The 20,924-nt window shown below is 63.4% G+C and carries 24 protein-coding genes and 1 riboswitch; of the genes, 7 read left to right on the top strand and 17 right to left on the bottom strand.

The features are described from left to right. Positions 1–76: 76 nt before the first annotated feature. The 7 genes from LB543_RS28865 to LB543_RS28835 all read right to left on the bottom strand — a co-directional run bounded on the left by LB543_RS28865 (position 77) and on the right by LB543_RS28835 (position 6,839). Positions 77–664: an NAD(P)H-dependent oxidoreductase gene (locus LB543_RS28865; RefSeq protein ID WP_224616574.1), complete on the bottom strand. Its 588-nt coding sequence runs from the start codon at positions 662–664 to the stop codon at positions 77–79. Beyond that, positions 664–1,245 carry an NAD(P)H-dependent oxidoreductase gene (locus LB543_RS28860; RefSeq protein WP_224616573.1) on the bottom strand — a complete coding sequence of 194 codons (582 nt, stop codon included), beginning with the start codon at positions 1,243–1,245 and terminating at the stop codon, positions 664–666. Before LB543_RS28860 ends, LB543_RS28865 begins: the two co-directional genes overlap by 1 nt. Positions 1,246–1,454: 209 nt before the next feature. Then, positions 1,455–2,858, bottom strand: coding sequence for an FAD-binding oxidoreductase (locus tag LB543_RS28855; protein WP_224616582.1), 1,404 nt, complete (start codon positions 2,856–2,858; stop codon positions 1,455–1,457). After that, positions 2,858–4,159, bottom strand: coding sequence for a cytosine deaminase (locus LB543_RS28850; protein WP_224616572.1), 1,302 nt, complete (start codon positions 4,157–4,159; stop codon positions 2,858–2,860). The genes LB543_RS28855 and LB543_RS28850 overlap by 1 nt, the downstream gene beginning before the upstream one ends. 4 nt (positions 4,160–4,163) lie before the next feature. Then, positions 4,164–5,012 carry an ABC transporter permease gene (locus LB543_RS28845; protein WP_140812388.1) on the bottom strand — a complete coding sequence of 283 codons (849 nt, stop codon included), beginning with the start codon at positions 5,010–5,012 and terminating at the stop codon, positions 4,164–4,166. Next, entirely contained in the window at positions 4,999–5,823 is an 825-nt protein-coding gene (locus tag LB543_RS28840) for an ABC transporter ATP-binding protein (RefSeq protein WP_224616571.1), read from the bottom strand. The genes LB543_RS28845 and LB543_RS28840 overlap by 14 nt, the downstream gene beginning before the upstream one ends. Before the next feature lie 11 nt (positions 5,824–5,834). Further along, positions 5,835–6,839, bottom strand: a complete 1,005-nt coding sequence (locus LB543_RS28835) for an ABC transporter substrate-binding protein (protein WP_140758211.1) — start codon at positions 6,837–6,839, stop codon at positions 5,835–5,837. A 267-nt stretch (positions 6,840–7,106) separates the two neighbouring features. Between LB543_RS28835 and LB543_RS28830 the strand changes: the two genes are divergently transcribed. Together LB543_RS28830 and LB543_RS28825 are read left to right on the top strand one after the other, a co-directional pair. Next, a complete protein-coding gene (locus tag LB543_RS28830; RefSeq protein WP_224616570.1) occupies positions 7,107–7,490 on the top strand; it encodes a RidA family protein in 384 nt (127 codons plus the stop codon). 56 nt (positions 7,491–7,546) lie between these two features. Next, positions 7,547–8,350, top strand: coding sequence for a creatininase family protein (locus LB543_RS28825; RefSeq protein ID WP_140758209.1), 804 nt, complete (start codon positions 7,547–7,549; stop codon positions 8,348–8,350). On the opposite strand, the gene LB543_RS28820 is transcribed toward LB543_RS28825, so the two are convergent. Both LB543_RS28820 and cobD read right to left on the bottom strand, forming a co-directional pair. After that, complete coding sequence (locus LB543_RS28820; RefSeq protein ID WP_140758208.1) at positions 8,351–8,860, bottom strand: tyrosine phosphatase family protein; 510 nt, start codon at positions 8,858–8,860, stop codon at positions 8,351–8,353. After that, positions 8,857–9,903, bottom strand: a complete 1,047-nt coding sequence (gene cobD / locus LB543_RS28815) for a threonine-phosphate decarboxylase CobD (RefSeq protein ID WP_224616569.1) — start codon at positions 9,901–9,903, stop codon at positions 8,857–8,859. Before cobD ends, LB543_RS28820 begins: the two co-directional genes overlap by 4 nt. On the opposite strand from cobD, the gene cbiB reads away from it, so the two are divergent. Next, on the top strand, positions 9,902–10,873 hold the full coding sequence (cbiB, locus tag LB543_RS28810) for an adenosylcobinamide-phosphate synthase CbiB (RefSeq protein ID WP_140812385.1): 972 nt from the start codon (positions 9,902–9,904) through the stop codon (positions 10,871–10,873). The two genes, cobD and cbiB, sit on opposite strands and share 2 nt — an antisense overlap. Here the strand turns inward: cbiB and LB543_RS28805 are convergent. Genes LB543_RS28805 through LB543_RS28785 form a run of 5 tightly spaced genes read right to left on the bottom strand, consistent with a single transcriptional unit; the run spans position 10,796 to position 13,354 of the window. Next, positions 10,796–11,212, bottom strand: coding sequence for a hypothetical protein (locus LB543_RS28805; RefSeq protein WP_224616568.1), 417 nt, complete (start codon positions 11,210–11,212; stop codon positions 10,796–10,798). The genes cbiB and LB543_RS28805 overlap by 78 nt on opposite strands. A gap of 25 nt (positions 11,213–11,237) precedes the next feature. Beyond that, positions 11,238–11,852, bottom strand: coding sequence for a cob(I)yrinic acid a,c-diamide adenosyltransferase (gene cobO, locus LB543_RS28800; RefSeq protein WP_140812383.1), 615 nt, complete (start codon positions 11,850–11,852; stop codon positions 11,238–11,240). Position 11,853: 1 nt separating this feature from the next. Continuing rightward, on the bottom strand, positions 11,854–12,369 hold the full coding sequence (cobU, locus tag LB543_RS28795) for a bifunctional adenosylcobinamide kinase/adenosylcobinamide-phosphate guanylyltransferase (protein ID WP_224616567.1): 516 nt from the start codon (positions 12,367–12,369) through the stop codon (positions 11,854–11,856). Further along, the gene (locus LB543_RS28790; protein WP_224616566.1) at positions 12,362–13,159 is read right to left on the bottom strand and encodes a CbtA family protein; all 798 of its coding nucleotides are present in this window, start codon (positions 13,157–13,159) and stop codon (positions 12,362–12,364) included. Before LB543_RS28790 ends, cobU begins: the two co-directional genes overlap by 8 nt. 15 nt (positions 13,160–13,174) lie before the next feature. After that, positions 13,175–13,354 carry a CbtB domain-containing protein gene (locus tag LB543_RS28785; RefSeq protein ID WP_140812380.1) on the bottom strand — a complete coding sequence of 60 codons (180 nt, stop codon included), beginning with the start codon at positions 13,352–13,354 and terminating at the stop codon, positions 13,175–13,177. A gap of 35 nt (positions 13,355–13,389) precedes the next feature. Beyond that, positions 13,390–13,589: riboswitch (cobalamin riboswitch) on the bottom strand. 143 nt (positions 13,590–13,732) lie between these two features. On the opposite strand from LB543_RS28785, the gene LB543_RS28780 reads away from it, so the two are divergent. Beyond that, positions 13,733–14,902, top strand: a complete 1,170-nt coding sequence (locus LB543_RS28780) for an aromatic ring-hydroxylating oxygenase subunit alpha (RefSeq protein ID WP_224616565.1) — start codon at positions 13,733–13,735, stop codon at positions 14,900–14,902. A 3-nt stretch (positions 14,903–14,905) separates the two neighbouring features. On the opposite strand, the gene LB543_RS28775 is transcribed toward LB543_RS28780, so the two are convergent. Beyond that, complete coding sequence (locus tag LB543_RS28775) at positions 14,906–16,105, bottom strand: MFS transporter (RefSeq protein ID WP_224616564.1); 1,200 nt, start codon at positions 16,103–16,105, stop codon at positions 14,906–14,908. A gap of 234 nt (positions 16,106–16,339) precedes the next feature. Between LB543_RS28775 and LB543_RS28770 the strand changes: the two genes are divergently transcribed. Together LB543_RS28770 and LB543_RS28765 are read left to right on the top strand one after the other, a co-directional pair. Next, positions 16,340–17,338, top strand: coding sequence for a heparan-alpha-glucosaminide N-acetyltransferase (locus tag LB543_RS28770; RefSeq protein ID WP_224616563.1), 999 nt, complete (start codon positions 16,340–16,342; stop codon positions 17,336–17,338). Then, positions 17,335–17,823 carry a methyltransferase family protein gene (locus LB543_RS28765; RefSeq protein WP_224616562.1) on the top strand — a complete coding sequence of 163 codons (489 nt, stop codon included), beginning with the start codon at positions 17,335–17,337 and terminating at the stop codon, positions 17,821–17,823. The genes LB543_RS28770 and LB543_RS28765 overlap by 4 nt, the downstream gene beginning before the upstream one ends. A gap of 6 nt (positions 17,824–17,829) precedes the next feature. On the opposite strand, the gene LB543_RS28760 is transcribed toward LB543_RS28765, so the two are convergent. Together LB543_RS28760 and mgtE are read right to left on the bottom strand one after the other, a co-directional pair. Continuing rightward, positions 17,830–18,216: a MerR family transcriptional regulator gene (locus LB543_RS28760; protein WP_006203215.1), complete on the bottom strand. Its 387-nt coding sequence runs from the start codon at positions 18,214–18,216 to the stop codon at positions 17,830–17,832. Positions 18,217–18,353: 137 nt separating this feature from the next. Next, positions 18,354–19,772, bottom strand: a complete 1,419-nt coding sequence (gene mgtE, locus LB543_RS28755) for a magnesium transporter (RefSeq protein WP_140758198.1) — start codon at positions 19,770–19,772, stop codon at positions 18,354–18,356. Positions 19,773–20,162: 390 nt separating this feature from the next. Here mgtE and LB543_RS28750 point away from each other — a divergent pair, with 390 nt between their 5' ends. Continuing rightward, a complete protein-coding gene (locus tag LB543_RS28750; RefSeq protein ID WP_224616561.1) occupies positions 20,163–20,831 on the top strand; it encodes a response regulator transcription factor in 669 nt (222 codons plus the stop codon). Positions 20,832–20,924: the final 93 nt, after the last annotated feature.

Here is a 20,924-nt window from a genome sequence, read left to right as displayed (position 1 = left end):
AGGCTAGCGCTGCCCCTCATCTGCCTGCCGGCATCTTCTCCCCGTAGAACGGGGAGAAGGACGCTAATTTCGCCGCCTAAAACCGCTCCAGCTTCGCCCGCACCTTCACCAGGAACGCCGCCCTCGTCGCGGGCGTCGAGGCATCCATCAAATAATGCGCCAGGAAGAAAGTCTTGCAGCGTCTGGCGCACAGCGCCCGCATGCCGCGCAGCAAGGTCTTGCGTCCGGGTTGGCCGACGACGACGCTCCACCAGGTCGGCGCACCACAGGTGGTGATGACGCCGACCTTGGTCACATGCGTCATCAGCGACTTGATCCCGCCCTTGCCCGCCGGCAGCTTGAAAGCAATGTCGGTCGCCCACACCCGGTCGAGCCAGCCTTTCAGCATCGCCGGCAGCCCGTACCACCAGGTCGGATAGACGAACAGGATCGCCTCGGCCCAGCTGAGAAGCTCGAAATGCGGTTTCAGCGCCGGATCCTGCGGCGCCTGATTGTTATAGCTGCGCCGCTCCTCGCAGCTCATCACCGGGTTGAATTTTTCGGCATAGAGATCGAGCAGCCGCACGTCCCAGCCTCGTCGCGTCAGCACATCCACGGCGGTGTCGCGGATCGCGGCGCAAAAGCTCTCCGGCACCGGATGGCAATAGACGACAAGCGCACGCATCAGAATGCATCCATGCTGGCCGCGACCTTCGCCGTGAAGGTCTTCCGGGTTTCGTCGGTCGACAGGTTCATCGCGTAATGCGCGAGGTAAGTTACCGGTGCGCCCGGCTTTACCGTGGCGCGCAGCATGCGCTTGATCAGCTTGCGCGGCGGGTCGCCCATGAGCATGGCGCGGAACCGGCTGCCGCCATAGGTGGTGACCGCCGCGACTTTTTGTATGTTGTGCAACGACGGCTGCACCTTGCCGTCGACCAGCTTGAACGAGACGCCCGGCAGGAAGACGCGATCGAAGAAGCCTTTCAGGATCGCGGGAAAGCCGTAATTCCAGACGGGATAGGAAAGCACCAGCGCATCGGCATGCAGCAGGCGCTCGACATAAGGCGCCGCAGGGTCTCCGGGGCCGCGCTGATCGTGATAATCCAGCCTCTCCCTGCGCGTCAGCCGTGGATCGAAATCCTCGGCGTAGAGATCGCAATCGTCGACCGTATGACCCGCCGCAGCCAGCCGCTCGACGATCATCCGATGTAGGCCGGCACTGAAGCTGGTCTCGACCGGATGGGCGTAGAGGACGAGGATGTTCATGGGAGGACATCCCGCAAGTCAGCGCGAGGCGCCGCCCTCTGCCCTGCCGGACATCTCCCCCTCGAGGGGTGAGATTGGCAGGTTCGACGTCCCCGATCCGTTTCGGCGTTGGTAATTGTCGAAAGCCCAAGCGACATCCAATCTCCCTCCTTGGGGGGAAGATGGCCGGCAGGCCAGAGGGGGGCGGCTTGGCGCCAACGCTTCATGGATCAGCTTGCCCTCTGCAGCCCCTTGAACAGAAACGTCCGGCCGGAACGATAATCGTAGTCCGGATTCTCCCAGGCGATCATCTTGCCGGGGTTGAGCAGGCCTTGCGGGTCGGTCTCGCGCTTGAAGGCGAGTTGCACCGCGTCGGTCTGCTTCATGCCGCCCTCTTCCAGCGTGTAGCGGTGTGGGTTGAAGATCGGGCAGCCATTTTCCTCATGCAGGCGGATGATCTCGTCGAGCCGCGCCTCGGTGGTGAACTTGACCAGCGGCAGGCCGAAGCAGGTGATATTGCCGTCCAGCCGCACGAACTCGAGATGAGAAAACACTTCGCCGGGAAACATCGCATCCATTTTCTCGACCAGTGCCAGCTGGTTGGGAAAGGGATAGAGCGACTGTAGGTAGGTGATGGCGGGATCGACCCGCAGCGCCCTGAGCGTGGTATGGTTCCAGGCCAGTTCATAGGCCGGCGGCAGGCCCTTTTTCTCTTCCGGCGCAGCAAGAGCGGCGTTGAAGATCACTTCGCCCCCGGCGCGTCGCGTAAAGGCAAGGAACGCGTCCAGCCCATGCTGCGCCACCATGACGACGCATATGCTTTGCCCTTCCCGGAAGAATTTCTGGTGCCGCTTGAAGTAGAGCTGCGGCACGGGCGCTGCGATCGGCGTGATCAGCTTGGTCAGGATGCCGTCCTGGCAGGCCAGCGCGTTACCATAGCGGGCCGCATCCATGAAGGCGTCGAAGCCGACGATGACGTCGATCCACTCATAGGCTGCCGTCAGCGGCATCTCGACTTCCGAGATAATGCCGTTGGTGCCATAGGCATGGGTCACCTTGTGCAGGTCTTCGCCGGTGAGTTCGAGCGTTTTCGGCTCGGCCTCCATCGTCACCACGCGCAGCCGCAGCACATTGCCGAAATCACGCAATCCGCCGAAATTGATCGAGCCGACGCCGCCAGAGCCGCCGGCGATGAAGCCGCCGATCGAGGCGGTGTTGTAGGTTGAGGGCGACAGCCGCAGTTCCTGTCCGGAATGCGCCCGTGTCGCCTTATCGATGTCGGCCAGCACCGCGCCCGGACCAGTCACCACGCGGCCCGGGGCGATTGACTTGATCTCGTTCATCTCGGCAAGGTTCAGCACCACCCCGCCCGACAGCGGCATCGCCTGGCCGTAATTGCCGGTGCCGCTGCCGCGCGGCGTCACCGGCACGCCATGGCGATGACAGGCGGCAAGCACGCGGATCAGTTCGGCCTCGGTCTTCGGCGTCACGATCAGGTCACCGGTGACATGGTCGAGCTGCTGTTTCAGCACCGGGCTGTACCAGTAGAAGTCGCGGCTCTTCTGCTGCACGATGGCCGGATTGTCGTCGAGTTTTATCCCGTCGAGATCGCTTTTGAGTGCCGAAACATCCATCATTCCACCATCAGCCCGTCGAGTTCGGCATAGTCGGGCAATTGCCGGTCGATCGCGCGTCCGGCGCGCACGACGATGCGATCCGATTCGGGTCGCGACAGCAATTCCGTCCAGCTTCGACCTTTGAACAGGACGAAGTCGGCATCGCCTCCGGCGGCAAGCGTGCCGAAGCCATCGAGCCGCATCACCTTGGCCGGCGTTGCGGTGACCGCCTGCGGCCAGTCGGCGACCGGATGGTCGAAATGCAGGATGCGCGTCGCCATGCGGTAGACCTCCAGCATGTCGAGATCGCCATAGGCGTAGAACGGGTCGCGCGTGTTGTCGGAAGCGACGGCCACTGGAATGCCCCTCGCCTTCATCTCGTGCAGCAGCGTCACGCCACGCCAGCGCGGTGTGGTTTGGTCAGCGCGACGGTCCTGCAAATAGAGATTGCACATCGGCAGCGATACGATTGCCAGCCTGGCTTTCGCCACTTTGTCGAGCGTGTCCAGCACCTCGAGATCGGGCTGCCGTGCCAGCGAGCAGCAATGGCCGACGAGGATTTTTCCCTCGAATCCGTTCCACAGGGCTGCTTCGGCGATCTTCTTCAGCGAGATCGCGGCGACATCGTCGGTCTCGTCGGCGTGAAAATCGAGGTCGAGTCCGTGCTTGATGGCCTGCGCGAAGACGTGGTCGAGCAGCTCTTCCAGGTCCGGCACCATATAGGTGACGACGCCGAGCACACCCTTGGCGGCGGCCACCCTTTTGGCCAGCCTGTCGAACCATTTCTTGTCGCGCACGCCCTCGATGCCGAGCAAGCAGGCACCCTGCAATTCGATGCGGCCGCGCCATGCCTCGCGCATCGTCTCGAACACCGGCCAGGAGATTTCCTCCTGCGGCGCGACGCTATCGATATGAGTCCTGAGCGCCCTGGTGCCATGCGCGTAGGCCGAGCGCAGCGAGAAGTCCATGCGGCGCGCGACGTCCTCGGCGCTCCAGCGCGCCACGCGGTCGGCGCCGGTGGCGTTCAGAGCGCCCATGAACGTACCGTCGGGATTGGGCTTTCGTGGCCAGATATGACCCTTGTCGATATGCGTGTGGCAGTCGACGAAGCACGGCAGCACGATACGGCCGCCAAGGTCGATGGCGCCGGCCGGTACCTTTGATGCGGCGTGCGCGGCGACGCTGGAAATCTTGCCGTTCGCGACGGTGATGTCGGTCAGAGCGAAACCATCTCTGTCGAAAGCCGCGGCAAGGCCCGGCGTCAGCGACGCATGAAGCCGGATGTTGGTTAGGTGGTAAGGACCGGAGGTTGGTATCAAGGCACTAGCGCTCCTGCTTCAGCGCGCTCTCGTGCCAGCGCCGCAGAATGAGATGCGAAATCAGCGACAGCACGAGGAAGATCAGGATGCCGGTAAGCGAAATCAAAAACAGCGCCGCGAACAGCCTGGGCGCATTCAGCCGGTAGCCGGCCTCGATGATGCGCGACGCCAGCCCCGAGGACTGGCCGGTGGTGCCGGCGACGAACTCGGCGACCACGGCGCCGATCAGCGACAGGCCGCCGGCGATCTTCAGCCCACCGAGAAAATACGGCATCGCCGCCGGCAGCCTGAGATAGCGCAGCTGCTGCCAGCGCGTCGCGCCGTTGAGCTTGAATAGGTCGCGCAGATTGCGGTCGACCGAGTTGAGGCCAAGCGTGGTGTTGGACAGGATCGGGAAGAAGGCGACGATCCAGGCGCAGAGCAGAAGCTTGGTCGTCTGATTGTCGACATAGATGTTGATCAGCGGAAAGATCGCCACGATCGGCGTTACCTGCAGCACGATGGCGAACGGGAAGAACGACATCTCCACCCACTTAGACTGGGCGAACAAGACCGCCAGCCCGACCCCGCCGACAACCGCGAGCAGCAGACTGAGGAAGGTGATGCGCAAGGTGACCAGCAGTGCGGAAAACAGCAGGCCGGCATCGTTGTAGAGCGTTGTCAGCACGACGCCGGGTCGCGGCAGGATGTACTGCGGAATCCCGTTCCAAACGCAGATACGGTCCCACAGCCAGATCGCCAGGATCATGATCGCCAGCGGCAGCACCCAGCGGCCGATCCGCTCGAGCCGTTCCTGGCGCACGCGGCGCGCTTCCTCGGGGTCGAGTTTCAACGTGCCGTCAATGACCGTCATGATGCGAGCCCGCTGTTGAATTGATGGCATTGACCAGCACATCCGAGGCTTGCCGGCAGAGGGCCGCATAATCCGGCGAGGTGCGGAAAGCCTCGTCGCGCGGATAGGAGGCCTCGATGGCGAGTTCGTCGAACACCCTGCCCGGCCGCGCCGCCATGACGACGACGCGGTTGGATAGAAAGACGCTTTCGAACACACTGTGGGTGACGAAGACGACGGTGAAGCGCTCGTCCTGCCACAGTTCCAGCAGATCGTTGTTGAGCTTGAAGCGGGTGATCTCGTCGAGCGCGGCGAACGGCTCGTCCATCAACAGCACACGCGGCTTGGTCACCATGGCCCGCGCGATCGAAACCCGCATCTTCATGCCGCCGGACAGCTCGCGCGGCACGGCGTCATCGAAGCCGGTCAGGTGCACCCGCGCCAGCATCTCCGTGATCGCCGGGGCGGCCTTGGCGCGGGAAATGCCTTTCAGCCTGAGCGGCAGCCAGACATTGTCGAAGACGCTGGCCCAGGGCAGCAGCGTCGGCTCCTGGAAAACAAAGCCGATATTGGCGCGGTCGAGCGAACCGCCGCCGCGCCAGTCGAGCCCACCCGATGTCGGCGTCGACAGGCCGGCAATCAGCCGCAGCGCCGTCGACTTGCCGCAGCCCGACGGCCCGAGCAAGCTGAGGAAATCCCCTTCCCGGATCGTCAGGTCGACATCGCTGAGCGCCGTCACGCCATTGGAAAAGACCTTGCCGACGCCACGCAGCGCCAGCAAGGTCGGAGCCATGTCCGAGGCGGGCGTTTTCGCCACCTGTTCCCGCATCATGCCGGGCCGGCCTATTTCTTCAGCTCGAGCCCGACACCCTTGTTGATGAAGGCCAGCGTGTAGGCCTTCGTGATGTCGATGCCTGCAGGCGTGACCTTGGCCTTGACCATCTTGTCGTAGAAACTCTTGATCCGCGCATCGGTCATGGCGCCGATGCCGAGTTTCTCTGTGTCGCCGGAATCGGCAAGGCCGAACTTCTTCATCTGCTCGATCGAGAAGGCGATCTGCTCGTCGCTCATGTCAGGATTGTCTTTCTTGATCATGTCGTTGGCGGCCTTGTTGTCGCCGTAGAGGTACTTGTACCAGCCCTTGGCCGAGCCATCGACGAAGCACTGGACCACCTCGGGTTTCTTGTCGATCGTGTCCTGCATCACCTCGATCGTGGTCGAATAGGTGTCCCAACCGTAGTCGGCGAGCAGGAACTGGTTCGGCACGAAGCCGCCTTCCTTCTTGACCGCGAATGGCTCCGAAGTGACGTAGCCCTGCTGGATCGACTTCTTGTTGGCGATGAAAGGAGCGGTGTTGTAGGTGTAGGGCACGCGCTTTGACGCGTCGAAACCGAGTTCGATGACCATCCACTGGAAGAAGGTCTGCGCACCTTCATCGCCCAGAATGTACTGGTCGGCGTTCTTCAGGTCTTCCCATTTGTCGAGCCCCTCACCTGGGTGGGACATGATGACCTGCGGATCCTTCTGGAAGTCGGCGGCCACGACACGCATCGGAATGCCCTGCTGGACGGCATCGAAGGCCGACAGCAAATTGCCGCCCATGTAGAAATCGATCTTGCCGGCCAGGAGCATCGGCCGGCCGCTGACCTGCGGGCCGCCCTGCATGATGGTGACGTCGAGACCACAGGCGGCATAGGTGCCATCCGCCACGGCCTGGTAATAGCCGCCATGTTCCGGCTCGGCGAGCCAGTTGGTGCCGAAGGTGACTTTTTCATTCGCCGCCGCACCCAGAGTGCTGCCCGCAAGGAGCGCCACCACCGCGACCGAAATCTTCTGTTTCACGTACATTGACACCGCCCTTATTTTGCACCGGCGCGCTGCGCGCCGTGCTTGACACCAAAGATTCAAGAAGCAAGACACATGCCACCGGCGTCGCTCGCCAGGACCCGCCCGCCTGCACCACAGCCATCTGCGAAAGCCGGAAAGGTCGTGCTGCACCGAAGGGCATCGTGCCTATTTTTTGAACGCCTGTCCACAATCGCACCGGCGACATGCACTGCCATCTTGATGGTGCAATGCATCCGGCCTTAGGCTGACGATATCCAGGAGATTGCCATGTTCAAGTTCCTCGCCCCGAAGTCGATCAAGCCGCCCTTTGCCCGTTACAGCCACGGCGTCGAGGTGCCGGCCGGCAAGCGGCTGGTGCTGTGCTCCGGCCAGGTTGCCATCACGGTGGACGACCAGATCCCGGAAGACGCCGGTGCGCAGGCAGAACTCTGCTTCAGGAACATCGCGGCGATCCTGGGCGAGGCCGGGCTGGGACTTGGCGACATCGTGCGCATCAATGCCTACGTCACCGACCGTGCGCATCTGCGGCCCTATATGGAGGTTCGCGACCGGCTGTTTTCGAGCCCGGCGCCGGCCTCGACGCTGATGATCGTTTCCGGCTTTGCCCGGCCCGAATTCAAGGTCGAGGTCGAAGCCATCGCGGCCGGGTGATCGACAGGCCGGCCGCACCGCGCTAGGTCTGCCCTGTTCATTTGAAGAGGCGTGACATGACCGTAGCAAAAAGACGCGTCTGGTGGGGCGACTACCGGACAACCGAGTATGCCTCGATGGATCCCGAGGCGACGATAGCCGTGCTGCCGGTCGCGGCGATCGAGCAGCATGGGCCGCATCTGCCCGTCTCGACCGACACCTCGATCATGAACGGCATGCTCGACACGGTGATTTCACGCCTGCCCGAGGACCTCGACATCCGCATCCTGCCGGTCCAGGCGGTGGGCAAGTCGAACGAGCATCTGCACGCGCCGGGCACACTGACCCTGCCGGCAACGACGCTGATCGAGGCGTGGACCGAGCTTGGCCTGTCGATCGCGCGCGCCGGCGTGCGCAAGCTCATCGTCGTCAATTCGCATGGCGGCAATGAAGAGATCATGGGCATCGTCACGCGCGAACTGCGCGTGCGCGAAAAGATGCTGGCGGTGAAGACCAGCTGGCAGCGCTTTGGCCGCCCGGCCGGCATGTACACCGAGCTCGAGGACCGTCACGGCATTCATGGCGGCGACGTCGAGACTTCGCTGATGCTGCATTTCCGGCCGGATCTCGTCGACATGGGCAAGGCCGACAATTTCGTTTCCAACGTCGCGGACGCCGAGAAGGAATTCGCGCTGCTGCGCCAGACCGGCACGCATGCCTTTGCCTGGATCGCCAGCGATCTCAACCCGAACGGCGTGGTCGGTGATGCCAGCATTGCAACGGCAGAGAAAGGCCGATTGACCGCGGAATATCAGGCCGACGGCTTCATCGGCCTGGTGCGGGACGTGCGCAAGGCAAAGCTCGCCGAGTGGCTGAAGTAGCTAGCCGTCGATCTTGAGGGCGAAGGGCGTGCCTTCGAAGGCGTCGGCGCCGCGCCCGATCGCCTCGATCGCCTCGATCATGCGGCCATTGCGGTCGAGCAGCGTGTCCGCCGCCGCGATCAGCCGCGGATTGGGCGTCGCCGAAGGCGACAGCGCGCGCAACGTCTGCGCCAGTTCCACCTCGTCGCGTTTCGGCGCCAAAGCTGCGGCGATAATATAGGCCGAAGCGGTCGAGCGGCTGATGCCGGCATAGCAATGCACGACCATGGGCTTCACCCGGTCCCAGCGGCGCGCGAAATCGAGCAGGTTGCGCACATGCTCCTCGCCCGGCATGGTCATGCCCTCCTGCGCCACCGCGATGTCATGCATGACCAGATGCAGGTGGTTTTCCCTGGGGATCGAAGCCGGACGCACCACCTCGGTGCCGGCCGCAAGCAGCGACAGCATGCGGTCGGCGCCGGTCCTGGCCACGGTTTCCTCGATCTTCGCCAGCGAGCAGACATGGATCATTGTTTCGAACCTTTCGACCGATCCTCGCGCCGCGACGCCCAGTCCGCAAGAGCGGATTCAAGCCTGCGCCATTCCTCCTCACTCCCCGGCAGACCGGCGCGCAGGACATGCGGCCGGTCGGAGAAATGCCGGAGCAAGATGCCGCTCTCGCCAAGCGCGGAAAACAGGCCGGCGGCATCGGGCAGGCTGAGATAGCGGAACAATGTGGTGCCGCCCGCGACGCGAATGCCGAAACGACCGAACAGCGCATCGAGCCGCGCCGCGGCATCCGCCAGCGACGTCCGCATCGCATCCTGCCAGTCGAGATCGGCGAGCGCGCGGATGCCGTATTCCAGTGCCGGTCCGGCGACGGCCCACGGCCCGAACTGCATGTTCAGCCGTTCAGCCGTCGGCGCATCGGCAAGCGCGAACCCAAGCCGTAGACCGGCCAGACCAAAGAACTTGCCGAAGGAACGCAGTACGATGATGCCACCTTGGCCGACGTAGGCGGCGAGACTGTGCTCGCGTGGGCCGACATCCATGAACGCCTCGTCGACGACCAGCAGCCCGCCCTTGGCGCGAAGTCCGGCAGCCAGCGCCAGCAGCCGGTCACGCTCGATGATGCGCCCATCCGGATTGTTCGGATTGACGATGATGGCGAGGTCGGCTTCGGCCAGCGCCGCGAAGTCACGGACCTCGACCATCTCGTGCCCGGCAATCGCGGCCGCCCGGGCGTGTTCGGCATAGGTCGGCCCCAGCACCAATGCCTTGCCGGGCTTCACCAGCGAAGTCACCCGCGGCAGCAGGATCTGCGTACCGGGCGCCGCCACGACGTTTCCTGCGGAAGGCGCGCCATATGTCTTGGCCGCGATCTCAATCAGTTCGCGCCCACGCGCGGCCTCCGGCAATCGCCACAGGGAGGTGGCGGGCAGGTCGAAAAGCGGGTAGGAGTGCGGATTGATACCGGTCGAGAGGTCGACGAAAGGCAGCACGGCACTGGGGAAAAGCGCCCTTGCCCGGCCAAGACTTCCACCATGGTCCACCGCTCCTTCAAGAAGCCTCATGTCAGTCCTGATCGCTTTCCTGTCATTGGTTGTCGAATTCGCCCTCGGTTATCCCGACTGGCTGTTTCGCGCCATCGGCCATCCGGTGACGTGGTTCGGCAGGCTCATATCCTTTCTCGACTTAAGCCTCAACCGCGCCACTGATCCCGACGCGCTGCGTCGTCAACGCGGTGTCCAGGCGCTTTTGGTCATTGTGCTGATGCCGGCGCTAACAGGTCTTTGCGTGCAGCTTGTTCTACTCTGGTTCGTCCCCTTGGGGTGGATCATTGCCGTCCTTCTGGCGACATCGCTTCTGTCGCAGAAGAGCCTCTATGAACATGTCGAAGCCGTCGCCGACGCGCTCGACAGTGGAGGCCTCGACATGGGCCGAGCCGCCGTCTCGCGGATCGTCGGCCGTGATCCCGAAACGCTGGATCGCGCCGGCGTCTGCCGTGCCGCGATCGAAAGCCTGGCGGAGAATTTTTCCGATGGCATCGTCGCCCCAGCCTTCTGGATCGGCGTCGGCGGGCTGGCCGGCGGCGCCGCCTACAAGGCGGCCAACACCGCCGATTCGATGATCGGCCACCGCACCCCACGCCACGAGGCCTTCGGCTGGGCGGCGGCGCGCTTCGACGATTGGATCAACCTGCCGGCATCACGGCTGACGGCGCTGCTGATCGTGCTGGCGGCTTTCCTGGTTAAGGGCACCGACCCCAGCAATGCCTGGCAGGCGGTACGGCGCGACGCGAAAAAACACCGCTCGCCCAATGCCGGCTGGCCGGAAGCAGCGATGGCCGGCGCGCTTGGCCTGGCGCTCGCCGGGCCACGCAGCTATGGCGGCGTGGTGGTGGACGACATTTTCATGGGCGAAGGCGGCCGGCGCGAAGCCGACAGCCTCGACATAAGGCGGGCGCTAACCCTCTATCGAGTCGCCGATTATCTGCTGATTGGCCTGTTTGGGCTGGTCTCGGTCGTTGTTTTTGTAGTGTGATCGTCCGGAGCGGTTGCGAACTGCCTCACCAGCTAACACGGGCCTCTTTTGCATTTGGATTTGCTGCCTTCCCGAACCTTTGATCGCATAGCCACCGGTAGCTGCAGGAGAAGATTTGAGCACGGGTTCGATGACAGCAAAAAGTCGTTCGGCATCCGGTCCATACATGTAGAGGACACATTTGCCCCCACCAAATTCATCGCCATCAAACTCGCCTGCGGATGCGTTCCCGACAGCTTGCTCCAGTCTCTGCTCAAGAGCGATAATGGTTTCTCGTTCCTGTGGCGTTCCGAACTGACCATCGCTGAGAAGAAGATAGACGATTACTGCTTGCTCCAATGAACAGCCTCCGGTTGGTGAACAATCAGAACTCGATCCCCTGCTGAGCTTTCACGCCCGCCGAGAAATGATGCTTGGTCACGCCCATCTCGGTGACCAGATCGGCGGCCCCGATCAGCGCTGGCTTGGCGTTGCGGCCGGTAACGACGACATGCAGGCCCTCGCGCCGGCCCTTCAGCGCCGCTACCACCTTGTCGAGATCGAGATAATCGTAGCGCAGCGCGATGTTGAGTTCGTCGAGCACGACAAGGCTGATCGAGGGATCGTCGATCAATTCCCGCGCTTTGGCCCAGGCAGCCTCGGCGGCCGCGATGTCGCGCTTCAAATCCTGCGTCTCCCAGGTGAAACCCTCGCCCATGGCGTGCCAGACGACCCGGTCGCCAAAGGCGGCGAAAGCGTCCTTCTCGCCGGTGTGCCATCTGCCCTTGATGAACTGGACGACGCCGACGCGCTTGCCGTAGCCGAGCATTCTAAGCGCCAGCCCGAAGGCGGCCGTGGTCTTGCCCTTGCCGGGACCGGTGTTGACGATCAGCAACCCCTTCTCGATCGTCTTGCCAGCAACCTCGGCGTCCTGCACCGCCTTGCGCTTGGCCATTTTGGCGCGATGGCGTTCTTCATCCTTGTCGTCGATGTCAGTCATTTCACTTCACCTTGAGCGGTAGCCCCGCCACCATCAGGAGCACCGTGTCGGCGACTGCGGCGACCCGCTGATTGAGCCGGCCGGCGTCGTCGCGAAAACGCCGCGCCAGCGCATTGTCGGGCACGATGCCTTGCCCGACCTCGTTCGATACCACGAACCACGGCCCGCGCGGCCGCGACAGCACGTCCGCCAGCCGTCGGCACGCCGCGTCAACGTCGTGATCGGCCAACATGTGATTGGTCAGCCACAGCGTCAGGCAGTCGACAAGCACCGGCTGATCATCCGGCAAGGCTTCCAGCGCTTCGGCAAGGTCGAGTGGCGCATCGATGGTCGACCACCCTTCGCCGCGCCGCGAGCGGTGCAACGCGATGCGCTCGCGCATCTCGTCGTCATAGGCTTGCGCCGTGGCGATATAGGCCCATGGCGAGGGCAATGCCGCCACCAGGGTTTCGGCGTGGGGGCTCTTGCCGGAGCGCGCGCCACCGATGATGAAAGTCAGCTTGCAGCGATCAGGCAAAGCTGTCGCGCAGGCTGGTCGCCGTGCCGGTGAAGCGCCTGCGCACCACGCCGACGACGGCGCCGAGCACCAGCCAGAACACCAGATTGGTCACCGTCACCGCCACCACGAACTGATGGTGCAGGCCTTCCGGGATCGGTGTTTCGAAACTGGCGGGCTGCGGCGCGCCGACGACATGCGGGGCGACGATCAGCAAGACGGCGAGGATGGTCAACGGCAGCGATCTGCGAAACACGATCAGGCCAAGGCCGATGGCGGTCGCCGCCGCCGTTGCCGTCCACCAGATCTGACGCGGAAGAAGATCGGCCGCCGGCATTGCCGGCAATTCCGGCTGCAGGCCGAGGCCAGGCGCCAGCGTGAACACGGCAAAGCCGGCCAGCCCCCAGAACACGCCCTGGCGCCAATTGCCGATGCCGCCGGCAAACTCGGAAACCGCGACCAGGACCAGCGCGAAACCGATGCCGGTGACGATATTGGCAACCACGCTGAAGGCGAAACGCTCGAAACCGTCGGCCGGCGCCCAGGCTTCGTCTTCCTCCGCCGGCGTCTTGGCTTCGACGGCTGCTGGCGCGGCAGAACTCATCGCATTCCCAGCGGGCGCGACCGTGCTTACGGCGCTGGTATCGGGTGCCGCGCCATGGTCGTGGTGATGGCCGCCGCCGGCCTTTTCGTAGACCTCCGCCTTGAGGATCAGCGGCACTGTCGCATAGGCCTGCATGCAGGCGAGAACGACACCGGCCACGAGCCCCGCGATCGCCGCGACGAACACGACGTTGCGAAACAGATTCATGAAGTCAGATCCTCGTCAGTGGCAGGGAAACGCCATCGAGTGGCGATAGTCGTGGGCGGCATTGTGGACCGCATCGATATGCGAGAAACCGACAAAGCCGACGACGAAGATGCCGAGCAGCGCCGCGAGCGCGAGCTGCATCAAGCGCGACTGCGAGGAGACGGAGGCGCCGAGGGAGACGGAAGCGGTAGTCATGTCTTGTCCTTTCGCCCTCCACCCGAGGGCATCGAAGTCAGTTTCCTGTCGCCGGCAGGTCTCCTGGCTCGCGGATAAGCGCCCTTCCCCACCTTCCCGAAGGAAAACCTTCAGTGGCATATGGAGAGGACTACCGCACACAGTTGCGGGGGCAGCCACGGCATTAGACAGGAATTCCTGTCCGCACCGCATTCCCTCTTGGCTCCAAAAAGGAACCGACGACGCTGGTGATTATAGGGAAATTCGCCGCGCGCGGCAAACCAAATTCCGACAGCCGCCAGCGCAGGAGCGTCGTATCGGCAAAGCCGCTCCCATCCCGTCCTGATTGACAAACTCCATGGCCGGGTGTCGGCTGGCAACCCTCACAGGAAGCCAGCCATGCAGCCCGATGCCAGCGAGCGCGAGCCCTATAACGGCCTGACCCGAACCGAGCCGTCGCTGCCCTCATCGGCCTATTGGCATCAGGAGAACTATCAGCGTGATCTCGACGCCATCTGGTACAGAAATTGGCTGCTCGTCTGCCGCGAGGCCGACCTTGCCCAGCCTTTGGCATTCCGCACCTTCCGCGTCGGTACGCAGGAAATTCTTGTGTTGCGCGACGAGACTGGCGCGTTGCGTGCCTTCCACAACACGTGCCGGCATCGCGGCTCGCAGCTTTGCCAGGAAAGCGAAGGACGGCTGAAGGCGCGGCTGATCACCTGCCCGTATCATGCCTGGTCCTATTCGCTGCACGGCGACCTTGTGCGCGTGCCATCGAAGTCGCTGCCTGATGGCTTCGACAAGGCCGATTATCCGCTTTATAGCGTCGCACTCTCGGTGTGGCGGGGCTTCGTCTTCGCCAATCTTGCTGAAGATGCCGCCGGCTCGGCGCAGTCATCCTTCGACCCGGCCTCCGGCGACCTCGGCAACTGGCCGCTGGACACGCTGGTGTCGGGCCATGTGCTGCGCAAGGTGATGAACTGCAACTGGAAGATTTTTTGGGAAAACTTCAACGAATGCCTGCACTGCCCGGGCGTTCACAAGGACCTGTCGCGGCTTGTGCCGATCTATGGCCGCGGTCTGATGAGCCGGCACGACGATCCCGAATGGGCGCGCCATGCCGCCAATGATGCGCCGGAGTTTTCGGGCGGCCTGCGCGCCGGGGCTGAAACATGGTCGCGTGACGGGCGGACGCACGGGCCGGTCTTCCCGGGCTTGACGCAGGCGGAACGAACCGCTGGCCAGACCTACGTCACCAGCCTGCCCTCGATGTTCATCGTCGGCCATGTCGACTATGTCAGGACCGTGCGGCTGGTGCCGCTCGGCCCGGAGCAGACCGAATTGACCGCCGAATGGCTGTTCGCGCCCGAGGCGCTCGCCGAGACCGACATCGACAACATCGTCGCCTTCGGCACACAGGTGCTGGAGGAGGATGCCGCCATCTGCGAGGTCAACCAGAAGGGCCTGCGCTCGATGCGCCATCAAGCCGGCGTGCTGATGCCCGAGGAGTACGACTTGCATCGTTTCCACAATTGGGTGCGCGAGCGCCATACGGCGCTTTCGCTCTGATTTTCAGAGGGATTTCGGCAGATAGCGCCAGGTCATGAAGCCGCAAAACGCTGCCAGCAGGCCGAGCGTGACGAACACCGATCCCAGTCCGAAGAAGGCCAGCACCACCGAATAGACCAGCGGCGGCGTCAGTTCGGAAAAGTCGAGATAGGTGCGGTAGACCGCCGCCATCTGCGCGCGCTCATAGGAGCGCACCGAGCGCATGAAGGCGGTCGAACCCAGCGCATCGAGTGCGATGGTGAAGAAGGCGCCACACAGCAGGAAGGCGCCGGTGAGCAGCGGTACGGTTTCGCCCACGGCACCGGCGGCCAGCAGCGACGCCGACATGGCGAAATAGGCAAATGTCATGGTCCGGCGGCCGCCAAAGCGCTTTCCCGCCTTGCCCCAGAAGATCGCCATGAACAGCAGCGCATTGCCGGCCGAGACCAGCAGGCCGCCCGCCAGTTCACCCTCGCCGGTGATCACCATGAACAGCGGTCCATAGACGAAGAACGTCGTCCAGAAGCAGGATCGGCCGAAGGCGATCAGCCAGGCGAGCCTGAGCCTCGGCTGCGCCACGAAGCGGCCGATATTGGCGAGCGGATTGGCCGGCCGCGTCTTGCCGGGGCGGATCGACGGGTTGTCGCCCAGCCGGTACGTCCAGAACAGCGCCAGCAAGGCCATGGCGAAAACCGCCACCGCGCCATGCGCGGCGTAGATGCCGAAATGCGCATAGAGGAAGATGCCAAGCGTCGGCCCGCCCGTCCAGGCGACCATCGACCACGCCATGCGCAGCGATTCGGCTTGCATGAAGTCGGTCTTGCGGATGTGGTCCATGATGTAGAGGTTGAGCGTGATCGAAAGCGCACTGGCACCCATCACCCGGCACAGCATCCCGGCCACTTGCCCGGCGAGCGTATGAGTGACGAAGAACAGCGAGCCGATGGCGAGCAGGCAGGCGCCCGCCGTGTAGACCCAGCGCCGCGCGAAGCGGCGGATCAGCATCGGCATGAACAAGGTCACCGACAGGCCGAGCATGGACACGACGGTATAGAGGATCGAGACGATCTGCTCGTTATGGAGGATCTCGTAGGCCTGGATCGGTATGACGCTCGAAACCATGGCGCGGGCGAAGGATTCCACCGCGTAGAGCGAGGCGAAGGTGCGCGCATCCGCGGCCTTGAGGGCCGGAAGCCAGATCGGATGGCGCACATGCGTGGACATTGCTTCCCCAAAGCAGAATCGCGGCGTCAAATCTGCCGTGGACATTTCAGGCCCATTAAGAGGAAACCGACGCACATCCGGCAAAAGCGAAGCCGGTCAAAGGCTTTCCGGCGCTGGCCCAACCCGGCGGCTGACGCGCACCCGCCGCGCGACCCAGGCCAAGGCGACCGGCCTTCTTCTATCCGGTGCAACCGTGATAGTCGTCTTGTAGGGGCTGAATCAGATCGCGAGACCATGAGCATCCACACGCCGACCGCACCCGCTCCGGAGCCATCGAAGCGCATCGTCCACATCGATATCTTGCGCGGCGTCGCGCTAATCGCGATGGCGAGCTACCATTTCACCTGGGATCTGGAATTCTTCGGCTACACCGATCCCGGTCTCACCGCCTTCGGCTGGTGGAAGATCTACGCCCGCTGCATCGCCTCGACCTTCCTGTTCCTGGTCGGTGTCAGCCTGTATCTCGCGCATGGCCGACAGATCCGCTGGAACGGTTTCTGGAAGCGGTTCGCCATGGTTGCAGGTGCCGCGGTCGCCATCTCGATCGTTACCCGCATCGCCACGCCCGATGGATTCATCTTCTTCGGCATCCTGCACGAGATCGCACTCGCCAGCCTGCTTGGCCTCGCCTTCCTGCGCCTGCCGGCCCTGCTGACGCTTGTCGTCGCCGCGCTCGTCATCGCCGCGCCAGTCTACCTGCGCTTCGAGGCCTTCGATCACCCCTGGCTGTGGTGGATCGGCCTTTCCGCCATCAATCCGCGTTCCAACGACTACGTGCCGCTGTTCCCCTGGTTCGGCGCGGTGCTTCTCGGCCTTGGGGCGGCGAAACTGGCGTCCGCTTCCGGCATACGGGCACGCCTGGCGAGCCTCGTGCCCGGCCGTTGGGCCAATCCGCTGGTCTTCATCGGCCGCCACAGCCTGGCCTTCTACCTGATCCACCAGCCGCTGCTGATCAGTTGCGTCTGGCTGTTCTCGCAAGTGATGCCGGCGCAGGTCGAGCCTCCGCAAGTCAATTTCCTGAAAACCTGCCAGCGCTCGTGCGAGCAGATGCGCAACGCAACCTTCTGTTCGAGCTATTGCGGCTGCATGCTCGAGACGCTTCAAGGTGAAGGCTCTCTTGATCGGCTCTTCAACAACGACCAGACTGCCGACTTCAGGGCGCATCTGTCCGATCTTGCCGCAACGTGCACCGCCAAGACCGACGACAAGATGACGGAGGGAGGGACACAATGATCGAGCCGAAGCCTGGGACCGAACCGAAGCCTGGGGTGATACCGTGGCCGCCGGTGATCTACGCTGCCGCGATCGCGATCAGCATCATCCTCGGCATGCTCTATCCCTTGCCCTGGATCGGCGACCTCCTGGGCGACATTCTGTTCGCCGCCGGCTGGGTGGCGTTATTCACCGTCGCCGTACTCTGGTTCACCGCGATCCGCACCATGATACGGGCCAGGACAACGCTCAATCCCAACGCCGTACCCGATCATCTCGTCACGACCGGTCCCTTCGGCGTCACCCGCAACCCGATGTACCTGGCCAATACGCTGCTGTTGATCGGCGTTGCCTTCGTCTCGGGCATCGCCTGGTTTTTCCTGCTTGCCTTCGTCGCCGCCTTCGTCACCCAGAAGCTCGCGATCGAGCGCGAGGAAAAGATGTTGGCGGCGAAATTCGGCAAGAAATACCGCGACTATGCGAAAAGAGTGCGACGCTGGATCTGAGCGGGTTTAGGTGTTGACGCCGAGCTCGACCAGCCGCTCGACGCAAGACTCCTCGGCCTGGTCGAGTTCGGCCAGCGTCTCCTCGAGATCGCGGCGCTTTTGCCTGAGATCCTCGCGCTTTTCCTCGATGCGCTTGATCATCAGCTTGAGCTGCCCGACCTCGCCCGGCGGCTCCTTGTACATCTGGATGATCTCGCGGATCTCGTTGATCGAGAAGCCGAGCCGTTTTCCGCGCATGATCTGCCGGATGAGGTGACGGTCGGAAGGGCGAAACAGCCGCGTGCGGCCGCGCCGCACCGGCTGCACCAGTCCCTCGTCTTCGTAGAAACGCAGCGTCCGCGTCGACACGTCGAATTCGCGGGTCAGCTCGGTGATCGAATAATATTCCCGCATTGTCACTCCATGCGGGAATTCCGGGCATTCGCCATGCGGCGCCCTTCCCTCCCGAACCAAACCGTTGCCACACCGGAATCGACGCGGCACCCCGTGCGAGCCTCGCACGGCATTTACGTAAAAGTCAATTGAGACGCCTAACGGACGCTGAACCACCAGGTCGCGAGGCCAAGGAAAGCAAAGAATCCAACGACATCGGTAACGGTGGTGACGAAGACCGCCGAAGCGACCGCGGGGTCGACCTTGAACCGGTCGAGCAGCAACGGGATCAGGATGCCGGCAAGGGCCGCCACGAACATGTTGATGATCATCGCCGCGGCGATGATGCCGCCCAGATTGGGGTCGTGGAACCAGACGGCCGCGACGATGCCGATCAGGATGGCGAAGACGATGCCGTTGATGAAGCCGACGCCCATTTCGCGGCGGATGATGCGGCCGGCATTGTAGATGTCGAGATCCCTGGTCGCCAGCGCCCGCACGGTGACGGTCATGGTCTGCGAACCGGCATTGCCGCCCATGCCGGCCACGATCGGCATCAGCACGGCGAGCGCCACGATGTGCTCGATCGTGCGGTCGAACAGGCCGATCACCGAGGCCGCCAAAAATGCCGTCAGCAGGTTGACGAGCAGCCAGGGAACGCGCGAGCGCGAGGTCGCCAGGATGCTGTCGGAGAGCTCCTCGTCGCCGACGCCACCCATGCGCAGCAGGTCTTCCTCCGCCTCCTGCTGGATGACGTCGACGACGTCGTCGATGGTCAGCACGCCGACCAGCCGCTCGTTCTCGTCGACGACGGCGGCCGACAGAAGGTCGTATTGCTCGAATTCCCGCGCCGCCTCTTCCTGGTCCATGGTGGCTGGGATGGCGTGCCGCGTCTCATGCATGACTTCCTCGACCTTGACCGCGCGCTTGGTGCGCAGGATCTGGTCGAGATCGATGGCGCCCAGCAGCTTGAAGGTCGGATCGATGACGAAGATCTGGCTGAAGCGGTCGGGAAGGTTCTTGTCCTCGCGCATGTAGTCGATGGTCTGGCCGATGGTCCAGAACGGCGGCACCGCGACGAACTCGGTCTGCATGCGCCGCCCGGCGGTCTCTTCCGGGTAGTCGAGCGAACGGCGCAGCCTGATCCGCTCGGTGAACGGCAGCCGCGACAGGATTTCGTCCTGGTCTTCCGGCTCGAGGTCTTCGAGGATGTAGACCGCATCGTCGGAATCGAGTGCCTGCACCGCTTGCGCGATCTGCGCATTGGGCAGGTTGTCGACGATATCCATGCGGATCGCCTCGTCGACTTCGGTCAGCGCGGAAAAATCGAAGTCGGCGCCCAACAGTTCGACCAGCGCGCGCCGCTGTTCGGGGTGCAGCGCCTCGATGAGGTCGCCAAGTTCCGACTGATGCAGGTCGTCGACCTGGCGCTTGAGGATCAGCGTATCGCGATCGGCGATCGCCGCGCCGATCTGGGCAAGGAAGGACGATAGGACGGCACCGTCCTCGCCATAGATGTCGGCGTGGTGCTCGTCGGCGGCCCTGGCGCCGGTCGTCCGTTCGTCCTGGCCTTCCACCAGCGCCTCCCGCCATCAGAATCCCGGAAAAGGTGCAAATCAGGTCTAGACCATGAGTCCGCAAAGTGGAAACCGGTTTTCGGTCCGGTGCCCATACAAAAGTAACGGCAACCCGGCACGCTTCAACTTCGCAACATGTTCTTCTAACGCACGGGAATCTCAGGCCAAACGCGTTCTTGTCAGCTCATCCCGTGTTTTTACCGATGCCGAGTTGTCGTACCCGCGGACTGCCGATTTCATCAAATGCCGGCCACGCTTCGGCTTCCGGCGGCGCGACAGCCGATGTCGCTGGGGAAAGAGCACCCCCGCGCCATTGGAGCAGAATTGTCATGATGCAGGTCCAGGCATCGGCTGGACCCGCCAGGCCATAACAAAAAAAGCCGGAAGCCCTTGAAGATCAGGTCACGGACAGAGGACAAGGCAATCGAAGAGCAGCGCGTTCGCGTGGTCGTGGCCGAGCGCAATCCGCTCGTCATATCGGCGCTGCGTGAAATGCTGGACTGCGACGGGCGCTTCGAACTTTTGGCCTCGGTACAAAGCGGCAGGCATTTCCTGGAGCTTGCGGCGGCACAGGAGTTCGATGTCGCCGTGATCGGCTGGAAGCTCTCCGACATGGACGGCGCCGACGTCCTGGCCGAGGTCCAGGGCAGCAAGCTCGACGTCCGCATCGCGGTCTTTTCAAATGACCATGACATCGGCATCCTGAAACAGTGCGTCCGCCTCGGGGCGCAAGGCTACTGCTTCCAGTTCGACGATCCCGCCATCATCTTCGACACGATCCTGGCTGTCGCGCACGGCCGCATCTGCATCCCCTATATCGACATCAACAAGGTCAACGACACGCCTCTCTCCCGGCTTACCGTGCGCGAGCGTGAACTGCTGGCGGTACTGTCCGATGGCTGGACCAATTTGCAGATCGCGACCCGGACCGGCATCTCCGAGAATACCGTAAAATACCATCTCAAGAATCTCTACGACAAGCTGGACGTCCGCAACCGCGCCATGGCGGTCGCGCTCTATTCACGAGAGAGGCGCAGCCAGAAGCAGCCTTTCGGGTAGGGCGACCGGGTAGGCCATGCCCACCCGCACGCGGCAAATTCTTACCCGCCAAGGTGTTGTTGCAATCAGCCGTCGAAACGAAACTCCCCACCA

The organism is Mesorhizobium sp. ESP7-2 (assembly GCF_020164715.1).
Classification (GTDB): Bacteria; Pseudomonadota; Alphaproteobacteria; order Rhizobiales; family Rhizobiaceae; genus Mesorhizobium.
The sequence above is the reverse complement of the archived record's forward strand: the minus strand, read 5'-3'. Positions and strand labels throughout refer to the sequence as shown.